Genomic DNA, 18,026 nt, shown 5'->3' on the forward strand with positions numbered 1-18,026 from the left:
CGGTGGTGGCCTCCATGCGCGCCGCGCCGACGGACCGCCCGCTCCTCTTCGCCCGCCTGCCGCTGGCGGCCGGGGCCTGGGCCGGGGTCACGCCCGCCGACCGGGCGACGGTGCTGGATCAGGTGGCGCTGGCGTGGGACGTGGACGCTGCGCAGGTGCGCACCGCCCTGCGATCGCCCGCCGGGGCCGCACTTCTGCGGCGCATGCTCGCCCGCAGCCGAGGCCGAGAAGGCCTGCCAGCAACAGCGCAGCCGCAGGGATCTGCGGGCTGAAGTCGGCCAGTCCGTGCAGCCCCGCCGCCACCGCAGCGCCCGCCCCGGCCGCCGCCGTGGTGGACCCCCTCAAGGCGCCGCGCGACGCCACGGCCACCGCCCATCCGATTGCCGCCAGAAGCGCCAGAAGCGCCGGCACGCCAAGTTCCCAGGCCAGTTCCAGATAGGCCTGATGGGCGTAATGCCAGGGCTGGAGAAGCGCGCGCGGCCGGGCGGCGGCGAAGGCATCGGGAAAGGCACCGGCGCCGATGCCGCGCCACGGCGCCGCCAGGATGCCCTCCAGCGTCACCGCCCAGACCGTCAGGCGCGGCAGCGGCGCCTCGGCGGTCGCGGCCAGGCGCGTCTCCAGCGGCGTCAGAAACGCGAGCGCCAGCACCCCCGCCGGCACCGCCAGCAGCATCCACCGGCGGCGCCCGAGCAGTGCCAGCGTCACGGCGAGGCCGATGCCGGCGGCCAGCGTTCCGGCGCGGCTCTGCGTCAGCACCAGGGCGACCAGCACCACTGCCGCCCCGGCCGCCCAGGGTGCGGCCCGCGTCCACCGCCGGTGCGCCTCCACCTGAACGGCCGCCGCCGCCAGGGCACAGAGCCCCATGCCGAGCCACAGCGCAAAGGTGTTGCGGTTGGGAAAGGGCCCGGTGGCCGCGCCCAGGTGGCGGGTCTTCTCGGCGAACGGCAGCCGATCGCCGCCGGCGGTCAGCAGAACCAGACCGAGCACCGCCCAGGCCACCGCCGCCCAGCCGATCACCCGCAGCGCGGACGCCGAGCGCCGGCGCGACGTACCCCAGGCTGCGAACAGCCAGAAGCAGCCCGCCGCCATCATCAGCCGCAACAGCACCGCCCGGCCGGCATCGGCATCCAGCGACGCCCCGGCGGCAACGCCCTGGCCCAGGGCCGCCGCCGCCCGCGCCCAGACCTCGGGCCGCACGGGCGGAGCGACGCCGGTCACCTGCGCCGCCACCCAGCCCAGCACCGCCACCCACAGCGCCGCCGCCGGCCACAGCGGACGCGGCAATGCCGGACGGACCGCCACCAGCAGCAGCCCCAACGCCAGGGCCAGAAGGCTCCAGGCCCACGGACGGTTCGCCCCCAGCGGCAAGGGCGCCAGCACCACCAGCGCGAGACCGGCGCGAAAGGCCACCCGCTCCATCAGAAGAAGCGCTCGCCGATGCGGATGGTGTCGCCGGGCATGACGGCGGTGTCCGGCGGCACGTCGCGCGCCTGCGGGGCGCCGGCGGCCGTGATCTCCACGTCGTCCTCGTCGGCGCGGTAGGTGAAGCCGCCGGCCAGCGCCACGGCCTTCATCACCGTCATGCCTTCCGCGTAAGGATACTGGCCGGGGTTGCGCACCTCGCCCAGGATGTAGAAGGGCCGATAATTTGCGACCTCCAGCGCCACGCGCGGATGCTTGAGGTAGCCGTCCGCCAGCCGGGCGACTATACGCGCCTCGGCCTCCTCCAGCGTCAGGCCGCCCACCCTCACCTCGCCGATCAGCGGCAGCGCCAGGCGCCCGCCGCCGTCGACGGAGAAGGTGCCGGACAGGTCCGGTTCGTCGAAGACCGTCACCCGGAGCGCATCACTGGCGCCCAGGCGGTAGGCCCGCGCCGCGTCGGCTTCGGCGCCTCCGGGCAGGAGCCAGAGAACCGCGGCGATCAGGATGATGCGCAACAGTACGGCGCGCATGGTGTCATGCCTCCCTCGTCTCATGGTCAGAATCGCGCGGCAAGGCGCAGCCACGCCTCATGCACGGTGTAGCCGTTGTCGAGCCAGGTACTTTCCAGCCGCTCGCGCGAAAACCCCAGCTCCACACGGGCCAGGCGCCCCAGCCGCCAGCGGGCGCCGGCTTCCGACAGGGTGGACACCTCCTGCCGGCCCAGGGGTCCCGGATAGTCGTGGATGGCCGTGCCGACGGTCGACGTCAGCACCAGCGACCGCAGCAGTTCGTGCTCGGTCTCCAGTTCCACCCCACGCATCACGGCCACCGGCGCGAAAGGCTCGGTGGTTTCCGCGATGGCGGTGTGGAGCCGCAGCTGGTTGGTCATAAGCGGCGTCGTCGCCCAGGTCAGACCGCCGTTGACCGCCGTCACGGCCACCGGCCGCAGCGCCGGGCTGTCCAGGCTGCGCCGCACCCGCCCCGCTTCCAGGAAGGCCCGCCACAGGCGCGGCCGGCCCAGCGTCAGGCCGGCGAACAGGCCGGCGCCGGCGGAATCGCGGTCGAAGCCGAAGTCGTCCCGCCCGGCGGAATAGTCGATCCGGTCCGCGGTGCCCCGGACATAGACCGACGTCAAGGGCCCGAACTGCCATCCTGCCCGCCCCGCCACGGCCAGCCGGTCGTGGTCCCGGTCGTCGTTGTTGATGGCGGCGGCGGTCGGCCTGCCGGCGAAGCCCAGGCGCGGCACGTCGGCGAAATCGTGACGCGCCGCCTCCAGCCGCAGGTCCATGGCCAGCCGGCCGGGCCGCCACAGCACCTCCGTTCCTGCGGTGGTGATGCGCAGGCGGGTCGGCGCCCCGGCGTAGCCGTCGGCCAGCGGCGCGGTGCGCGGCTCATGCGCCTGTTGCCAGGACAGGTCCGTCTTGACCGCCCCGACCAGCCCGAGCGGCATCTTGAGCGAGAGCCCCACATGCCCGCCCGTGGTGTCCTCCGGCGAGCCGCGCGTGCTGCGCGTCACGTCCACGCCCGCCGAGGCCTCGGCCACCCACCGCTCGTCCCCCAGCGCGGCGTCCACGTCCAGGCGCGCCGTCGTCAGCCAGCTTTCCGACGACAGATGCGGAGCGGCGTCGAACTGTTGCAGCCGGACCCGGCGTTCCACCGCCGCATCGGCGTGCAGCAGAAGCCCGCCCAGGCGCGCCCCCGGCGGCGCGTAGCCGCTGCGCTCGGCCTGGCGCGGCTCCATGGACTGTGTGGGCGACGGCAGGGGCGGAAGGGATTCCGCCGCCACCGCGGCCGGAACCACGGCCGCGACCAGGGCCGCCGCAGCCCGGATGCCTGCCCGCCGAACGGTCATCGCTCAGCGCGGACTGGCGGTGTCGCCGCCTTGAAGCGGGAGGGGCGGCGCGCCGGCATTATCGGAGGATTCGGCGGCCAGGGCGCGCCAGACCGCGTACCAGCGGCTGTAATCGGTCGCCTCGCCGGCATCCGGGACCAAGGTCAGCAGCCGGTAGAGGATCACGCCCCACTGCCGGCTTGCATCGATGGCACCGGACAGATCGTCGGGGTTCAGCGATCCGATGACCCGCAGCACCGCGGGCGGCACGGCCGGGGACGGATCGACCGGCGCCGCCATGGGCGTGGAGGCGCGCGGCTCGGCCGCCAGCGGCAGCATCGCCGCCTGCGCTTGTCCCTGCACCCGGGCATGAGCCCGGTCGGCCAGGGTCTCGGGGTCCTCTCCGATCAAGCCGCCCAGATCCACCGCCGCCTCCAGCCGCCGCCCGTCGGCATCGGGCGCCAGCGCCAGCAGCAGGCCGGGCGCCAGCTGCCGCCCCTGGTCCACGGGCAGGAACAGCAGCATCTCCGACGCCAGTTCATGGGCCAACGCCTCGGCGTCCGGCGGCTCCTGGGTCGCCGCCGCGTTCTGTTGGAAGGCATGGAACAGGGCCAGCGCGAGGCGCCAGTCGGGCTCGAACATCAAGGCGGTCAGGATGTGCTCGATCATGACCCGGGGCGCCACCTGGGCAATGCCCGGCTCCCCCGCCAGCGCGGCGCCGGCGGCCTGATCCTGCGCCGCCGCAGACGAAGTTTCAGGCGCCGGCGCCAGCAGCACCGCCGTTGCGGCAAGCAGCGTCCGCACCGTCCCCAAGCAGGTCGTCCCCGTCACGCGATCCCCCGAAATCCCGGTCCCGCAGCAGGATGCGAAGACGCCCGCCCTGCGTGCAAGGAGACCTGGACTCAAGTCATAGACCACGGCCGCGGGTTCGCGATCCGTTTCACTTCCATGACGTGTGACAGGGATCCGCCGCGCGTTTAGCTATAAAAGCCGGTCGCCCCGTCCGTGGCGAGGAAACGCCGAGTCGTGCGTTCCAGGGCGACGGCCGTCAGAATGCCGCTGTCGAAGGCGCCGGTGTCGATGCCAAGACGGTTGCGGCGCGCTTCCGGCCTTGCCGTGATGGTGTGGCCGTGGACGACGAAGGCGCCGAAGTCGGCGTCGCTGTTCAGGAAGGGCCGCCGTATCCACCGCATCTCTTTCGGATCCTGCTCCTCCAGCGGCACGCCGGGACGCAGACCGGCGTGGACGAACAGGTATCCGCCCACCCGGTGGGTGTCGCGCAGCCCGCTCAGGAACCTGCGGTGCTCGGCCGGCAGAACCGCCCGCAGCCGCGCCACGCCGTCGACCGGGTCGCCCCCCATGGGCTCGCCGGCCTCGTCCATGTACGCGCGGACCGTCGCCAGGCCGCCATTCATCAGCCACAAGGGCCCCTCCCCCTCAGGGTCCGCCAGCGCCTTGAGCATCATGTCCTCGTGGTTGCCGCCCAGGCAGATGCGCTGCCAGCCGCGCGGCGGGGGCGCCAGCAGACGGTCGATGACGGCGGGACTGTCGGAACCCCGATCCACATAGTCGCCCAGGTACACGAGTTGAACCCGATCGGCCGGCCGGCGCGCCAGGTCGGCGGCTATGCGCGCATGCAGGTCGTCCAGCAGGTCGACGCGGCCATGCACGTCGCCGACGGCATAGACGCGCAGGCCCTCGGGCACGGCTGGCTTGGCGGGACCGGAGAACAGGCTCATGGGCTGGACATGGGAGGGGACGGGGCCGCCGCAAGTCCCCCTCGGTGTTAGGCACTTCTGCATCTGCCGAAGCCCCGGGGACGTAGTGGCTGAAGACGCCGCCGTCCGGCGGCCCCTGGGACGGATGTCAAATCAAAGGGAGAGAAAGACCATGGCCGACAACAAGGTCCTGCTCATCACCGGCGCCTCCAGTGGCATCGGCGCCGCCACAGCCCGCGCGGCGGCGGCCGAGGGCTGGTCGCTGGCGCTGGCAGCGCGCTCGACCGACAAGCTGGCCGCGCTGGTGGATGAAATCGGCGCCGACCGCGCCCACGCCATTCCCTGCGACGTCACCGACTTCGAGGACCAGCGGCGCATGGTCGATGCCGTGCTGGACCGGTTCGGCCGGCTGGACGCCGTGTTCGCCAACGCAGGCACCGGCGGTCAGCCCGGCGGATTCTCCGGCGCGCCCGTGGACAGTTGGCGCAAGATGGTGGACGTCAACATCCTGGGGGTGGCCTATACCCTGCGCGCCACCCTTGAACACCTGAAGGCGTCCCGCGGCCACCTGGTCATCACCGGCTCCATCGCCGGCCGCCGGACGCTTCCGGGCTCCATGTACTCGGCGACCAAGTGGGCGGTCTCGGCCATCGGCTACGGTGTGCGGGAAGAGGTCAAGGGCTCGGGCATGCGTGTCACGCTGCTGGAGCCGGGCATGGTGGACACGCCTTTCTTCGACGAGCCCAAACCGGATGCCCTGCGCCCCGAGGACGTGGCCCGCAGCGTCGCCTTCGCGCTGTCGCAGCCGCCGGGGGTGGACCTGCACGAACTGGTCGTCCTGCCCACCCCGCCGACGGAAGGATGAGGCCCTACTGGTCGACGTCGGCGATCTTGCCGGAGACGGCGTCGACCTCCACCTCGACGACGTCGCCCTCGGCCGTCAGCACATCGATCTCGTAGGCCCAGCCGCTCGGGCTGTCATCCTCTTCCTCCAACTCGACCTCGACCACCGTGCCGGGATGGGCCCCGGCGATGCCGTCGATGGCCTTGGCCATGGGCATCACCTGGTTGGTCGTGATGAACTCGAGCATCTCATCCGCATCGGCGGCGGCGGCCGGCACGGCGGCGGCGGCCAGCAGCCCGGCGGCGGCCAGCATGGCGGAAAGGGGCGTTCGCATGAGTGTTCTCCTCTGATCGTTGCGCGGGTTCGGACACCAACGCCGCAGCCATGCGCGGGGATCAGCTCGCCAGAACCGCCGCCAGTCGCTCCAGCCCGACCGCAAGGTCACGGCGCGTGCGGGCGGCGGTCAGGCTGACCCGAACCGCCGCCGGTCGCTCGCGCCCCACCCCGAACACCGGCGCCGGCACCACCTCCACGCCCGCCGCCCGCGCCCGGTCCGCCACATCGGCGGGATCGCCCGGCACCGCCAGCCACTGGTGCGGGGCCGGCGCCAGGGTGCGCCCGAGGATGCGCTCCGCCAGCCGCCGGCGCTCGGCGATTTCCGCCCGCTGCCATGCCTGATGCCGGGCGGCCGTTCCGTCCTCGATCCAGCGGCAGGCGACGGCAAGCATCAGGGGGCTGGCCGGCCAGCTCGTGGCGTGGACCTCGGCGCGCACCGGCTCCAGCAGGCGCGACGGGCCGGCGATGCATCCGAAGCGCAGGCCGGGCGCGGCGACCTTGGCGAGCCCCGTCACCACCACGCCATGCAGGGGCAGCAGGGCCGCCAGCGGCGGCGTGTCGGTCAGCCCGCCGTAGACGTCGTCCTCCACCACCGTCACGCCATGACGCTGCGCAACCTCGGCCACCGCCGCGCGGCGCTCCGGCCCCATGGTGGCGGCGGTCGGGTTCTGCAGCACCGGCACCAGCACCGCCACCCGCGACGCCGTCTGCCGGCACGCGGCCTGCAGCCCCTCGGGCGTGATGCCCTCGCCGTCCATGGGCAAGGGGTGCAGCTTCAGCCGCAATTGCCGCGCCAGCGCCTTCATGCCGGGAAAGGTCGAAGCCTCCACCAGCACCGTCTCCCCCGGGCCGGCCAGCGCCAGCAGCACCGCCAGCAACCCCTGCTGGGCCCCGGCGCAGGGGACGACGTCGCCGGCCCGTACCGGCAGCCCCCGCCCCGCCAGCCAGTGCGCCCCGGCGGCGGCCGCCCGGCGCAGCAGTGCCGGTGGATGATAGGCCGTCAGCGCCGCCGCCTCTCCATCCGCCAGCAGCGCCGCCAGGGAGTCCGCCAAGGCGTTGTCTTCAGGATCTGTGGCGGGCACGTTGGTGGACAGGTCGACCACATCGGCCGCTCCGAACTCTCCCGCTCCGGGCGCCTTCAAGGCGAACAGCGCCGCCTCGGCGCTGTCGGCCAGCACGTATGTCCCCCGCCCTATCTCGCCGGAGACCAGATGACGCCGGGCCGCCTCGCGGTAGGCCTGGGTGACGGTGGAGGTGTTCACCCCCAGGCGCCAGGCGAGGCCGCGGTGGGTGGGCAGGCGGTCGCCGGGCTTGAGATCGCCGGCCGCGACAGCCTCGGCAATGGCCTCCACAAGGGCCAGGTACTTGACCCGGTTGCGGCCCGCAATCTCGGGCGTCCAGCCCTCCACCCGTCGCGTCATATCTTGTCACCCGGACAATGTTTGGATTGACCCATACAATACCCGCGCCGCAGGCTGACGACCAGCTTCAACAGTCTTTCGGGGGTTTTCCCATGCGTCCGTTGTTCACCCTGGATGCCCTGCGCACCGCCGCCGATCTGGTCCACGCGGTCATGCCGCCGACGCCGCAGATTGTGTGGCCCCTGCTGTCGAAGCGTCTGGGTGCGGAGGTTTGGGTCAAGCACGAGAACCACACGCCGGTGGGCGCCTTCAAGGTGCGCGGCGGCCTGGTCTACGTCGACCATCTGGCGCGGCTGCCGGCTGCGGAGCGTCCGGCGGGGATCGTCAGCGCCACCCGCGGCAATCACGGGCAGAGCCTGGCCTTTGCCGGCGCGCGGGTGGGCCTGCCGGTGACCATCGTGGTGCCCGAGGGCAACAGCCCGGGCAAGAATGCCGCCATGCGGGCCCTGGGGGCGGAGCTTGTGGAAGCCGGCGCCGACTTCGACGCCGCCAAGGCAGAGGCGGCGGCGCTGTCCCAGGCGCGCGGCCTTGCCGTGGTGCCGCCCTTCGCCGAGCCGCTGGTGCGCGGCGTGGCGACGTATGCGCTGGAACTGTTCACCGCCGCCCCGGACCTGGACGCGGTGTATGTACCGGTGGGGTGCGGCTCGGGCCTGTGCGGGATGATCCAGGCGCGCGATCTGCTGGGCCTGCGCACCGAGATCATCGCCGTGACGGCTGCCGGCGCGCCGGGCTTTGCCCGCTCGTTCGCGGCGGGGAAACCGGTGTCGGGCGCCCCGGCAGACACCATGGCCGACGGCCTGGCCGTGCGCGGCGCCCTTCCCGAAGCTCTGGCGATCGCGACCGCGGGCGCGGCACGAGTGGTGGAGGTGACGGACGCCGAGATTGGACAGGCCATGCGCCTCCTGTTCGAGGCGACGCACAACGTGGCCGAGGGCGCCGGTGCTGCCGCCGTGGCGGCACTGACGCGCGAGCGCGCGAGCATGGCGGGCCGCCGTGTCGCCGTGGTGCTGACCGGCGGCAATGTCGATCGCGACGTTTATGCCGCCGTGCTGGGCGCCACGGATGAGTCCGAAAGCGTTGCGGCTTGATGCTTTCTTGACGAAGGCGGCACGCTGCTGCTAGGGAAGGCCGTTCCGTCGCGGTTCCGATCGGCGGAGCGCCTTCCTTTGGAACAGCCGGTATAGCTCAGCTGGTAGAGCACCTGATTTGTAATCAGGGGGTCGCGGGTTCGAACCCTGCTGCCGGCACCATCCACTTTCCGCAGCCTAGCGGCCAATGCTTGCGTGTTGACAGCGGGCGATGCCGGGCCCGGTTCAAGCTCCAGTTCAAGCACGGCAACACGGCAGCACGGCGTCAGCGACCTTGGTTCGCGGCACCATCGGGCTCCGTGACGTCCAGCACGAAGAACGCGAGCCGCGCCCATTGCTCCTCCGGCAGCCGCGCGTCCAGCGCCTCACGGAGTTGCTCCGCCAAGTCCGGCCGGATGCCAATGCTCGGATGGGGTCTCACACCTTGGCCGCCAAACCGGAAGACCAGATAGATACCAGCCCCGCCACCTCGGCACGCCACGACGGCACCCGGGGCCACGGTCGCGCTTCTCGTCGGCGGCATTCATGCCGTTCGCGGCCCGGCCGCCGGCTTGGCGCGCCTGGCTCAATTGCCGGAAGGCGCTTGGCGTCATGCGGGCCTGACGCTGCGGTTGGTCGGCGGGAGCGTCATTCTCCTGCTGGGCACCATCATGTTGCGCGCCGCGCTGTCCACACCGCAGCACTCCTTCGGATGATCGACGGGCCAGTGGCCGGTGCCCCGCCCGGACCTACCCGCGGCACCGGCTCGGCGGAATGCCGTAGGTGCGTTTGAAGGCGGTGGCGAAGTTGGCGGGAGAATTGTAGCCGGCGCGGAAGGCCGCTTCGGTCACCGATCCCTCGTTGCGCTCCAAGAATTTGCGCGCATGGTCGAGGCGGAGGCGCCGGAGGTAGTCCCACACGGGCATGCCCAGTTGATCGCGGAACAGCCGTTGCAAGGTGCTCACGCTGACGCAGGCCGCTCCCGCCACGTCGGCCAGTGTGATCTCGGTCTCGATATGAGCGGCCATGTACTGTTGCGCCGCCCGCAGCCGCGCCGTCGCCCCGCTCCGTCCGGCGGCCGGGGCAACGGGCGTACCGCGTCCGGCCGCCGACTGGAACACGCGGGCCAGCAGCTCGAAGGCGCGGGCCTCCTGCATAAGGCCGCAGCCAGCCCCCCCACCCCCCGGCAGGGCGGTGAGCATCAGCGCGGCCAGCCCTGCCAGCTCGGGCGACGCCGGCACGGTGAACAAATGCCCGTGGGTCTTCTCCAGCCGATCGGCCAGGGCGGCCGCGTCGCCGTCGAGCCCCGCCTCGCTCAGCCAGCCCGGCGGAACCGTGATGCCGACCTTGCGCAGATGCTCGCCGCGAATGCCGCGCCTTTCGAAGAGGTCGGGCTCCGTCATGGAATAGACGACGGCTGTCGGCAGACCCTGTCCCGCGCCACCCGCCCCGGCACCCACCTCATGCGCGCGGTCGCCGAGCGAGATCGAGGCCCGGCCCGCCAGGAACAGGGTCACCGTGATGCCCGGAGACGCCACCACGCGCGTCGTCAGGTCGTGCAGGTCGACGGCATCCGACATGTGCAGCGACAGGCCGCTCCTCATGGTGCGGCGGGCGAAATGGCCGCGCAGCGCCGGGTCCGACGGGCGCAGGTCGGGCGCGACAAGATGAACGTCGCGTCGACGCGCGAGCGCCGCGATGTCCTGCCACGACAGCGCGCCGCCCGCCGCATTTTGATCCGCTCGCAAACTCATTTGACCGCTCCGCAAAAGCCGCCGCACCCGGAAGGCCCTATACAAGACGCTGGCTTCAAGGCACTCCGCCCCTTCAAGTTGAGAGTGACTTGCATTATTAACACGAGAGCGGTACGCGGTCGAGCCGGCACGGCGGTGCCGGTTCACGCGGTGAGGGATGAGAGAGATGACGATCGACACGATAAGCACGGCCCGACGGCGGGTTGCCGCCCTCCTGGCCACCACCGCCCTGGCGTCCGGCGGCTTCTCTGCCGCGGCGGCGGCGCAAGAGACGGCGGCGGCGGTGACCCTGAACCCGGTCACCGTCGAGGACGCCATGCCGGCGCCGGCGCAGCCGATTCGCCTGGGCCTGGAAGAGATCGAGCGGGAGCAGCCGCAGACGCTGCGCGATCTGTTCGCCGACCAGCCGGCAGTCGCGGTATCGGGCGGCAGCATCGCCGCGCAGAAGCTCTTCGTCCACGGCATCGGCCAGAGCAAGCTGAACGTCACCATCGACGGTGCGCGCCAGCACAACAACGTATGGCACCACAACGGCAACCTGTTCCTGGACCCGAGCCTTCTCAAGGCGGTGGAGGTCAATCCGGGCGTCGCCCCGGCCGATGCCGGCTTCGGCGCGGTGGGCGGATCGGTCGCCTTCGAGACGAAGGACGCCGCTGACCTCCTGCTGCCCGGCGCCTCGGTCGGCGGCCGCGTTACGACCACCTACGATACAAACCCCGACGCCATCCGCGGCTCGGTGGCGGGCTATGGCGCGGCCCGGGGCTTCGACGTGCTGGGCATCGTCACCCGCGAGCACGGCGACAACTACGAGAACGGGAACGGCGCCGAGGAGACAGGCACCGGCACGAACCTTGTCAACGTGTTGGGCAAGGTCGGCTACGAGTCTCCCGCCGGTCACGCCGTCAAGGTCACGGCCGAACACCTCAACGACGACACCATCCGCCGCCTGCGGCCGAACATGGGCTTCGTCACCCCCGACATGAACCGCAACGACCTGACCCGCACCACCCTGACGGCCGAATACTCCACCACGGCCCCGACGGCGCTGTTCGACCCCGAGGTCAAGCTCTACTACAACGTCCATGAGCTGAACCGCCCGAACGAGAGCGGCTACACGCGGCCCTCCGGCGACTTCAACTCGGAGGTCGAGACCATTGGCGGCACGGTGCAGAACACCTTCCAGGTGCCGCTGGGCAGCCTGACGGTCGGGGCCGACTTCGCCCACGACGACATGACCGTGGAACGCTTCCACTTCCCCACGGACGTGTCGGAGGAAATCCTCCAGGCCGGCCTTTTCGCCCAGACGCGGCTCATGCCGGTGGACCGGCTGGCGATCTCCGCCGGCCTGCGCGGCGACGTGCAGCGCTACGAGGCGGTGGACGGCCAGACCTTCGAAAACGCCGGCCTCAGCCCCAACCTCTCGGCCGAATATCAGGCGACCGACTGGCTCTCGCTGTTCGGCGGCTACAGCTACGTCTGGGGCGGGCTGGAGCCGTCGGAGACGGCCCTGTTCCATGCCCGCGACTACACCTACGCGCAGGACCTGGAGCCGACCCGGGCGCACAACCTGCGGGCCGGCCTGCGGACGGAGCACGAGGGCTTCGCCTTCGAGGGCGCCTGGTTCCAGACGCTCATGCGCGACGTCATGGACTGGAACTACGGCACGACGACCCGCATCAACGGCGAGGACCTGGAAAGCCGGGGCTTCGACCTGATCGCCTCCTACACCGGCCAGTCAGGCGGTATCAGCGCCAAGTACACCCACACCGACATCACCTACGGCGACCGCATCGCCCTGCCCAACGACTACAACATGGGCACGGCCGTCGGCGATGTCCTGACGGTCAGCGGCCATTACCTGTTCGATCCGCTGGAGTTGCAGGTGGGAGCCTCGGCCGAACATGCCTTCGCGTTCGAGCATGAGGACCTGCAGGCCAACGGCTTCGACGACCTGGACAGCTACACCGTCGTCGACCTGTTCGCCGAATGGAGCCCGGATGCCCTGGCACCCCACGTCACCCTGCGGGCCGAGGCCAACAACGTGTTCGACGAAGCCTACGTCAGCCGCGCATCCTTCGGCGAAACGGCGCGCGTGACGCCCGTCCTCGATCCCGGCCGGTCGTTCCTGCTGTCGTCGACCATCCGCTTCTGACATCCACCATCGGCAGTCCGGCCGGCGCATGGCCGTCCGGGCCGCCGCATTCCATGCAAGGGCCAAGACATGACACGGACCGTGGGTTTTCTTCTGGCGGCGGCGGTTTTCCTGTTCGCGGCGATCCCGACCACGGCGTCGGCACAGAGCCGCACGGTCGTCGACGTTGCGGGGCGGACGGTGACCCTGCCGGAACAGGTGAACCGCATCGTGCTTGGTGAGGGGCGCCTGGTCTCGGCCATCGCCATTCTCGACCAAGAGACGCCGCTGCGCCGGGTGGTGGGGATGATGGGCGATTTCGCCGTGCTGGACCCGGACGGCTACGCGCTCTGGCGCGAGGCCTATCCGGGGATCGACGGGATCGAGGCCGTGGGGCAGGTCTCCCCCGACAGCTTCAGCGTCGAGAAGACCATCGCCCTGGCCCCCGACCTGGTGGTGTTCGGGCTCGCCGGCCACGGCCCCGGCACCGACCATACGACGGTACTGGCACAGCTGGAGGCGGCCGGCATTCCCGTCATCTTCACCGACTTCTTCCTCGACCCGCTGGCCAACACGCCCCCCAGCATGGCGCTGCTGGGTGAGGCGCTCGGTCGGCAAGAAGAAGCGGCCGCCTTCCTGAAGGCCAACGACGCCGCACGGGAGCGCATCCTGACGGCGCTGGAGCGCGTGACGGAGCGGCCGGACGTCTTCCTGGAAAACCGCGTCGGCCTCGGGCTCGACTGCTGCGCCAGCGTCGGCCACGGCGTCCTGTCGACCATGATCGAGGCCGCCGGCGGCCGCAACATGGCCCAGCCCCTGATCCCGGGCCGCACCGGCATCGTCAGCATCGAGTACCTGCTGACCAACCAGCCCGACGTCTACATCGGCACGGCCATCGGCAGCCGCGCGGCCAACGGCCACGCCGCAGGGCGGATCGTGCTCGGCCCCGGCGTTCCCGCCGATCTGGCGCGCCAGAGCTTCGCCGACACCCTGGATCGCACCGGCCCGCGCGACCTGAACGCCGTGCGGAACGGCCGCGCCCATGCCGTCTGGCACCACTTCTTCCACGGGCCGTTCAACGTCGTCGCGCTCCACCTGCTGGCCAAGTGGTTCCATCCCGAGGTTTTCGCCGACCTCAACCCCGCCCATACGCTGGAGGCGGTGATGCTGCGCTTCCAGCCCGTCGCTCTGAACGGCACCTACTGGACGGATGCGCCATGACCGTGTCCGTCAGTTCGGCCCTTGGGCGCGCCTACGCCCGCCGCACCCGGGGGCGGTCTCTGACCCTGCTGGGGCTCGCGGCGGCGTTGGCGGCGGCGCTGTTGCTGGACCTCGCGACCGGACCTTCGGGCATGCCGCTGGCGACCGTTCTGGCGGGGCTGTGGGACCCGGCGGCGGCCGACGTGGGTGTGCGGGTCATTCTGTGGGACGTGCGCCTGCCGCAGGCGCTGATGGCCGCCCTTGTCGGCGCGGCGCTCGGCCTGGCGGGGGCGGAAATGCAGACGGTGCTCGCCAATCCGCTGGCGAGCCCCTTCACGCTCGGCATCTCCAACGCCGCGACCCTGGGTGCGGCCATCGCCATCGTGGCCGGTTTCCAGGTCCCCGTCGTCGGGCCTGAATGGACGGTGGCCGTGACCGCCTTCGCCTTCGCCATGGCGGCAACCGTGGTCGTGCAGGCGCTCGCCCGCACGCAGGGCATGGGTGGCGGCGGCGAGAGCCTGATCCTGTTCGGCATCGCCATGGTCTTTGCGCTCAACGCCCTGTTGTGGCTGGTGCAATTCCTGGCCTCGGCCGACGCCTTGCAGCAAATCGTGTTCTGGACCATGGGCAGCCTCGGCCGGTCGACCTGGAGCACGGTGGGGCTGCTGGCCGCCGTGGTGGCCCTGTGCTTTCCCTGGGCCATGCGGCACGTCTGGGCCATGACCGCCCTGCGCGCCGGCGAGGAGCACGCCCGGGCACTCGGCATTGGCGTCGGGCGCATGCGCGTCCTGGTGCTTCTGCGCGTCAGCCTGCTGGCGGGGGTGGCGCTGTCCTTCGTCGGCACCATCAGCTTCATCGGCCTCGTCGGCCCGCACATCGCCCGGCTGGCCCTTGGCGAAGACCACCGCTTATACCTTCCCGGCGCGGCCCTTGGCGGCGCCCTCGTGCTGTCGCTGTCGTCGGTGGTCAGCAAGAGCCTGGTGCCGGGCCTGGTGCTGCCGGTGGGCATCGTCACCGCGCTGGTCGGCATTCCGGCCTTCGTGACCCTCATCCTCCTCCAGAGGCGCCGGTCATGACCGAGGGGCTGCACATCGCCGACATCGTCGCCGGATACGGCAGTCGGCGCGTCATCGACGGCCTGACCCTGCCCCTGGTGCCGCCGGGAACGGTGGTGGGACTGATCGGCGCCAACGGCTCGGGCAAGTCGACCCTGCTCAAGACCGTCGCGGGCCTGCTGACCGGAACGGCCGGCGGCATCCGGCTCGACGGGGACGACCTGCGCCGCCTTCCGCCGGCCCACCGGGCACGGAGGGTCGGATACCTGCCCCAAACCGTGATCCGCCCGAGTTCCCTGATGGTCTACGAGGCCCTGCTCAGCGCCTTGCGCGCGACTTGGCCGGAATTGTCCCGCGCCCGCGCCGAACAGCGCATCGAGGCCGTCCTGGGCGACCTGGCGATCACCGAGTTGGCGCTGCGACCGCTCGACGCCCTGTCCGGCGGCCAGCGGCAGATGATCGGCCTGGCGCAGGTACTCGTCCGCGAACCCCGCCTGATGCTACTCGACGAGCCCACCAGCGCGCTCGACCTGCGCTGGCAGCTTTCGGTCCTGCAACGCGTGCGGGACGAGGCGCGCGGACGCGCGGCCATCGCCCTTGTCGCCATCCATGACATCAACCTGGCACTGCGGTTCTGCGACCGCGTGGCCGTGCTCGGCAACGGACTGATCGCCGCTGGCCCGCCGGGCGACGCGCTGACGCCGGACGTTCTGCGCCGTGCCTTCGGCGTGGTGGCGCGCGTCGAAACCTGCTCCCGCGGCCGGGCCATGGTGATGGCCGACGGCGTGGCCGCCGACCCCGAACACCATCAAGAGGACACTCCATGACAAAGGTCCCCCTCACCGCCACGGCCCGCACCGAATCGCCCGCGGCCGCGCGCTATCTTGGTCAATTGAGCAAGCACTTCGCCCACAAGATCACGGTGGAGTACGCCCCGGACGCCACACCGCCCGAAACCCTGGCCCACTTTCCCTGGGGCACCTGCCGCATGCGGGCCGAGGACGGCGCCCTGACGGTGGAGGCGGCGGCCGATACGGCGGAGGGGCTGGAGCGCATCCGCCACGTCGTGGACGATCACCTGCGACGGTTCGCATGGCGCGAAAAGCTTGAATTGTTCTGGAGTTGAAGCCGGCGGGGCGCGAAACGCCCCGCCGGCTTCGGTGCTTCACCGCCGTGCGAAGACGATCGGGACGGCAATTTCCAGCGTCTGGCCCGACACGTCCGGCGGCATGGCCGGCTCCGGGGATGCACGACGGATCATCTCTTCCACCTCGTCCTCCAGCGCACGCCCCCAGAACGGCCATCGTCATCGCCAAGTGCTTACGGCGCATTTCAGTCCTCCGCTGAGGTGCTCAGTTGGTATTGAGAGGCATTCTCATTGTTAAGTCAAACCGGCCCTGCGGTCAGTGTTGAAATACGAGAGAGGTACAAAAGAGCGGCAGGCATCTTGGCTCGCCGCGCCATGCCGCGATTAGGCACGGCCAGGTGACAGCAGCGGCCGGCCTTAGGTGCGGCGCAATCAGGCGATGGGCCCACAGGCCGCATGGACCGGAGCGGACCCGTGCTGCCGCCGCCAAAGATCGGCGTAGCGCCCGTTCCGGGCCAGGAGCGCGGCGTGGCTTCCCTGTTCCACGATCCGTCCGTGATGCAGGACGATGATGCGGTCCATGCTGGCAATGGTGGACAGCCGGTGGGCGATCGCGATGACGGTCCGCCCGCGGACCAGGACTTCGAGCGCCTGCTGGATCAGCGCTTCGCTCTCGCTGTCGAGGGACGCCGTCGCCTCGTCGAGCAGCAGGATCGGCGCATCTTTCAGTATGGCGCGGGCAATGGCGATGCGCTGTCTCTCGCCACCCGAGAGCTTGACGCCCCGCTCGCCCACGATGGCGTCATAACCACCGGGCCGGGCGATGATGAACTCATGACAGCAGGCCGCCCGCGCCGCCGCCTCCACCTCGGCATCCGAGGCATCGGGACGGCCATAGCGGATGTTGTCGCGGATGGATCGGTGGAAGAGGTCGGTCGCCTGCGAGACCTCGGCGAAGCACCGACGCAGGCTGCCCTGGGTGATGGACCGGACGTCCCGCCCCCCGACGGTCACGGCCCCCTGGTCGACGTCGTACTGGCGGGTCAGCAGCTTGAGCAGCGTGCTTTTGCCGGCGCCGGAATAGCCGACCAGGCCGACGCGGTCCCCCGGCTCGACGGCAAGCGTGATGCCCTTTACCACGGCCGTGCCACCGGATCTGCCGCCATATCGAAAGGTCACGTCGCGAAATTGGACGCGGCCGCCGCCGTCCGGCAGGGCGACGGCGTCGGGCGCATCGACAAGGTCGCGCGGTCGTGCCAGCGCCGCCAGGGATTCCTGAAGATTGCCCACCTGCTCGAAGGCATCCAGGATGTCGTCGCCCAGCATAGTGATCGACATGGTCAGTTGCAGACCGACCGCGAGGATCATGGCGACGGTCCCCGCGCTCATGGCGCCGGCCATCGCCGCCTGCAGGGCGTGCCAGGTCAGCACGCTCATGAAGCCGACGCTCAGGACCAGTTGTCCCATGCGCATGGCGGTAAAGGCGAAGCGCGCGTGACGGGCGCGGCGGTATTCCTCCTCGACCAGGGGTGCGAGCGTCCGGCGCTCGAAGGTTTCGCCCGTGAAGCTGCGGACCAGGGCATTGCCGCCGATGATGTCGGCGATGCGCCCCGAAACCATCGACCGCGCCCGGGCCAGCCGCTCGATCACCGCTCCCACGTGCCGGGCCATCACGACCGAGACGACGATGAAGACCGCCGCGAAGCCGGCAAAGGCATAGGCATAGGACGGCTGGGCCGTCCACAGCAGGACACCGGCGACCACCATGGTCACCGCCACCCGGCTGAAGGGCAGCACGATGCTCTCGAAAAGGTTCGGCGCCGCCTGCACGAACAGGTCGGTGACCGCGTCACGATCGGCCAGACCTTCCGACACGGCCTCCAGCGTATCCACGAAGCGGCCGAGCACATAGGGCGTCACCGCCTGAAGGGCCGTGGAGACGATGATGATGACAAGCAGCGCCGCCGCGCGGCCGGGCACGAAGCGCCGGACCACCCACCACGTAAAGCTGAACGGCGTCGCCGGGAAAGGCGGGTGGCGGTCGTCGGAGTCGGGGCCCACGGGCCTGGGCTCGGTCATGAGGCTCTCCGATGGGGCGGGCTGGAAACCACGGCGGACAAAAGCGGGATGACGCCGGACAACGTCATCCCGTCAGGTCTT

At 71.0% G+C, this 18,026-nt stretch carries 16 protein-coding genes and 1 tRNA gene; 8 read left to right on the forward strand and 9 right to left on the reverse strand.

Features of this window, described 5'->3' with window-relative positions; all coding sequences use genetic code 11:
- Window positions 1-87 precede the first annotated feature (87 nt).
- The 5 genes from LG334_RS14655 to LG334_RS14675 all read right to left on the reverse strand — a co-directional run bounded on the left by LG334_RS14655 (window position 88) and on the right by LG334_RS14675 (window position 4,992).
- Window positions 88-1,419, reverse strand: a complete 1,332-nt coding sequence (locus LG334_RS14655) for an O-antigen ligase family protein (protein WP_404379141.1) — start codon at window positions 1,417-1,419, stop codon at window positions 88-90.
- Window positions 1,419-1,952: a polysaccharide biosynthesis/export family protein gene (locus tag LG334_RS14660; protein WP_404379142.1), complete on the reverse strand. Its 534-nt coding sequence runs from the start codon at window positions 1,950-1,952 to the stop codon at window positions 1,419-1,421. Before LG334_RS14660 ends, LG334_RS14655 begins: the two co-directional genes overlap by 1 nt.
- Before the next feature lie 26 nt (window positions 1,953-1,978).
- Window positions 1,979-3,274, reverse strand: a complete 1,296-nt coding sequence (locus LG334_RS14665) for an outer membrane beta-barrel protein (RefSeq protein ID WP_404379143.1) — start codon at window positions 3,272-3,274, stop codon at window positions 1,979-1,981.
- A gap of 3 nt (window positions 3,275-3,277) precedes the next feature.
- Window positions 3,278-4,066, reverse strand: a complete 789-nt coding sequence (locus LG334_RS14670; RefSeq protein WP_404379144.1) for a hypothetical protein — start codon at window positions 4,064-4,066, stop codon at window positions 3,278-3,280.
- A 164-nt stretch (window positions 4,067-4,230) separates the two neighbouring features.
- Window positions 4,231-4,992: a metallophosphoesterase family protein gene (locus LG334_RS14675; RefSeq protein ID WP_404379145.1), complete on the reverse strand. Its 762-nt coding sequence runs from the start codon at window positions 4,990-4,992 to the stop codon at window positions 4,231-4,233.
- A gap of 151 nt (window positions 4,993-5,143) precedes the next feature.
- Here LG334_RS14675 and LG334_RS14680 point away from each other — a divergent pair, with 151 nt between their 5' ends.
- Window positions 5,144-5,836 carry an SDR family oxidoreductase gene (locus LG334_RS14680; RefSeq protein WP_404379146.1) on the forward strand — a complete coding sequence of 231 codons (693 nt, stop codon included), beginning with the start codon at window positions 5,144-5,146 and terminating at the stop codon, window positions 5,834-5,836.
- A gap of 4 nt (window positions 5,837-5,840) precedes the next feature.
- Here LG334_RS14680 and LG334_RS14685 read toward each other — a convergent pair whose 3' ends face one another.
- Together LG334_RS14685 and LG334_RS14690 are read right to left on the reverse strand one after the other, a co-directional pair.
- The gene (locus LG334_RS14685) at window positions 5,841-6,149 is read right to left on the reverse strand and encodes a PepSY domain-containing protein (protein WP_404379147.1); all 309 of its coding nucleotides are present in this window, start codon (window positions 6,147-6,149) and stop codon (window positions 5,841-5,843) included.
- A 61-nt stretch (window positions 6,150-6,210) separates the two neighbouring features.
- On the reverse strand, window positions 6,211-7,572 hold the full coding sequence (locus LG334_RS14690) for a PLP-dependent aminotransferase family protein (RefSeq protein ID WP_404379149.1): 1,362 nt from the start codon (window positions 7,570-7,572) through the stop codon (window positions 6,211-6,213).
- A 92-nt stretch (window positions 7,573-7,664) separates the two neighbouring features.
- Here LG334_RS14690 and LG334_RS14695 point away from each other — a divergent pair, with 92 nt between their 5' ends.
- Both LG334_RS14695 and LG334_RS14700 read left to right on the forward strand, forming a co-directional pair.
- Window positions 7,665-8,660: a threonine dehydratase gene (locus tag LG334_RS14695; RefSeq protein ID WP_404379150.1), complete on the forward strand. Its 996-nt coding sequence runs from the start codon at window positions 7,665-7,667 to the stop codon at window positions 8,658-8,660.
- Window positions 8,661-8,746: 86 nt separating this feature from the next.
- A tRNA-Thr gene (locus tag LG334_RS14700) sits at window positions 8,747-8,822 on the forward strand.
- A gap of 566 nt (window positions 8,823-9,388) precedes the next feature.
- Here the strand turns inward: LG334_RS14700 and LG334_RS14705 are convergent.
- Window positions 9,389-10,393 (reverse strand): helix-turn-helix transcriptional regulator, encoded by a 1,005-nt coding sequence (locus LG334_RS14705; RefSeq protein WP_404379151.1) that lies wholly within the window; start codon window positions 10,391-10,393, stop codon window positions 9,389-9,391.
- Window positions 10,394-10,559: 166 nt separating this feature from the next.
- On the opposite strand from LG334_RS14705, the gene LG334_RS14710 reads away from it, so the two are divergent.
- The 5 genes from LG334_RS14710 to LG334_RS14730 all read left to right on the forward strand — a co-directional run bounded on the left by LG334_RS14710 (window position 10,560) and on the right by LG334_RS14730 (window position 15,905).
- On the forward strand, window positions 10,560-12,545 hold the full coding sequence (locus LG334_RS14710; RefSeq protein ID WP_404379152.1) for a TonB-dependent receptor domain-containing protein: 1,986 nt from the start codon (window positions 10,560-10,562) through the stop codon (window positions 12,543-12,545).
- A gap of 69 nt (window positions 12,546-12,614) precedes the next feature.
- Window positions 12,615-13,745, forward strand: a complete 1,131-nt coding sequence (locus LG334_RS14715; RefSeq protein ID WP_404379153.1) for an ABC transporter substrate-binding protein — start codon at window positions 12,615-12,617, stop codon at window positions 13,743-13,745.
- Window positions 13,742-14,800, forward strand: coding sequence for a FecCD family ABC transporter permease (locus LG334_RS14720; RefSeq protein ID WP_404379155.1), 1,059 nt, complete (start codon window positions 13,742-13,744; stop codon window positions 14,798-14,800). The genes LG334_RS14715 and LG334_RS14720 overlap by 4 nt, the downstream gene beginning before the upstream one ends.
- On the forward strand, window positions 14,797-15,606 hold the full coding sequence (locus tag LG334_RS14725) for an ABC transporter ATP-binding protein (RefSeq protein ID WP_404379156.1): 810 nt from the start codon (window positions 14,797-14,799) through the stop codon (window positions 15,604-15,606). The genes LG334_RS14720 and LG334_RS14725 overlap by 4 nt, the downstream gene beginning before the upstream one ends.
- Window positions 15,603-15,905, forward strand: a complete 303-nt coding sequence (locus LG334_RS14730) for a DUF2218 domain-containing protein (RefSeq protein ID WP_404379157.1) — start codon at window positions 15,603-15,605, stop codon at window positions 15,903-15,905. Before LG334_RS14725 ends, LG334_RS14730 begins: the two co-directional genes overlap by 4 nt.
- Window positions 15,906-16,298: 393 nt before the next feature.
- Here the strand turns inward: LG334_RS14730 and LG334_RS14735 are convergent, their stop codons facing one another.
- A complete protein-coding gene (locus LG334_RS14735) occupies window positions 16,299-17,945 on the reverse strand; it encodes an ABC transporter ATP-binding protein (protein ID WP_404379158.1) in 1,647 nt (548 codons plus the stop codon).
- Window positions 17,946-18,026: the final 81 nt, after the last annotated feature.

The organism is Caenispirillum salinarum (genome assembly GCF_044803115.1).
GTDB lineage: Bacteria > Pseudomonadota > Alphaproteobacteria > Rhodospirillales > Rhodospirillaceae > Caenispirillum > Caenispirillum salinarum_A.

Coding starts and splice junctions, on each gene's coding strand:
- LG334_RS14655 (WP_404379141.1), bottom strand. CDS start 1,419: ATGGAGCGGGTGGCCTTTCGCGCCGGTCTCGCGCTGGTGGTGCTGGCG.
- LG334_RS14660 (WP_404379142.1), bottom strand. CDS start 1,952: ATGCGCGCCGTACTGTTGCGCATCATCCTGATCGCCGCGGTTCTCTGG.
- LG334_RS14665 (WP_404379143.1), bottom strand. CDS start 3,274: ATGACCGTTCGGCGGGCAGGCATCCGGGCTGCGGCGGCCCTGGTCGCG.
- LG334_RS14675 (WP_404379145.1), bottom strand. CDS start 4,992: ATGAGCCTGTTCTCCGGTCCCGCCAAGCCAGCCGTGCCCGAGGGCCTG.
- LG334_RS14680 (WP_404379146.1), top strand. CDS start 5,144: ATGGCCGACAACAAGGTCCTGCTCATCACCGGCGCCTCCAGTGGCATC.
- LG334_RS14685 (WP_404379147.1), bottom strand. CDS start 6,149: ATGCGAACGCCCCTTTCCGCCATGCTGGCCGCCGCCGGGCTGCTGGCC.
- LG334_RS14690 (WP_404379149.1), bottom strand. CDS start 7,572: ATGACGCGACGGGTGGAGGGCTGGACGCCCGAGATTGCGGGCCGCAAC.
- LG334_RS14695 (WP_404379150.1), top strand. CDS start 7,665: ATGCGTCCGTTGTTCACCCTGGATGCCCTGCGCACCGCCGCCGATCTG.
- LG334_RS14705 (WP_404379151.1), bottom strand. CDS start 10,393: ATGAGTTTGCGAGCGGATCAAAATGCGGCGGGCGGCGCGCTGTCGTGG.
- LG334_RS14710 (WP_404379152.1), top strand. CDS start 10,560: ATGACGATCGACACGATAAGCACGGCCCGACGGCGGGTTGCCGCCCTC.
- LG334_RS14715 (WP_404379153.1), top strand. CDS start 12,615: ATGACACGGACCGTGGGTTTTCTTCTGGCGGCGGCGGTTTTCCTGTTC.
- LG334_RS14720 (WP_404379155.1), top strand. CDS start 13,742: ATGACCGTGTCCGTCAGTTCGGCCCTTGGGCGCGCCTACGCCCGCCGC.
- LG334_RS14725 (WP_404379156.1), top strand. CDS start 14,797: ATGACCGAGGGGCTGCACATCGCCGACATCGTCGCCGGATACGGCAGT.
- LG334_RS14730 (WP_404379157.1), top strand. CDS start 15,603: ATGACAAAGGTCCCCCTCACCGCCACGGCCCGCACCGAATCGCCCGCG.
- LG334_RS14735 (WP_404379158.1), bottom strand. CDS start 17,945: ATGACCGAGCCCAGGCCCGTGGGCCCCGACTCCGACGACCGCCACCCG.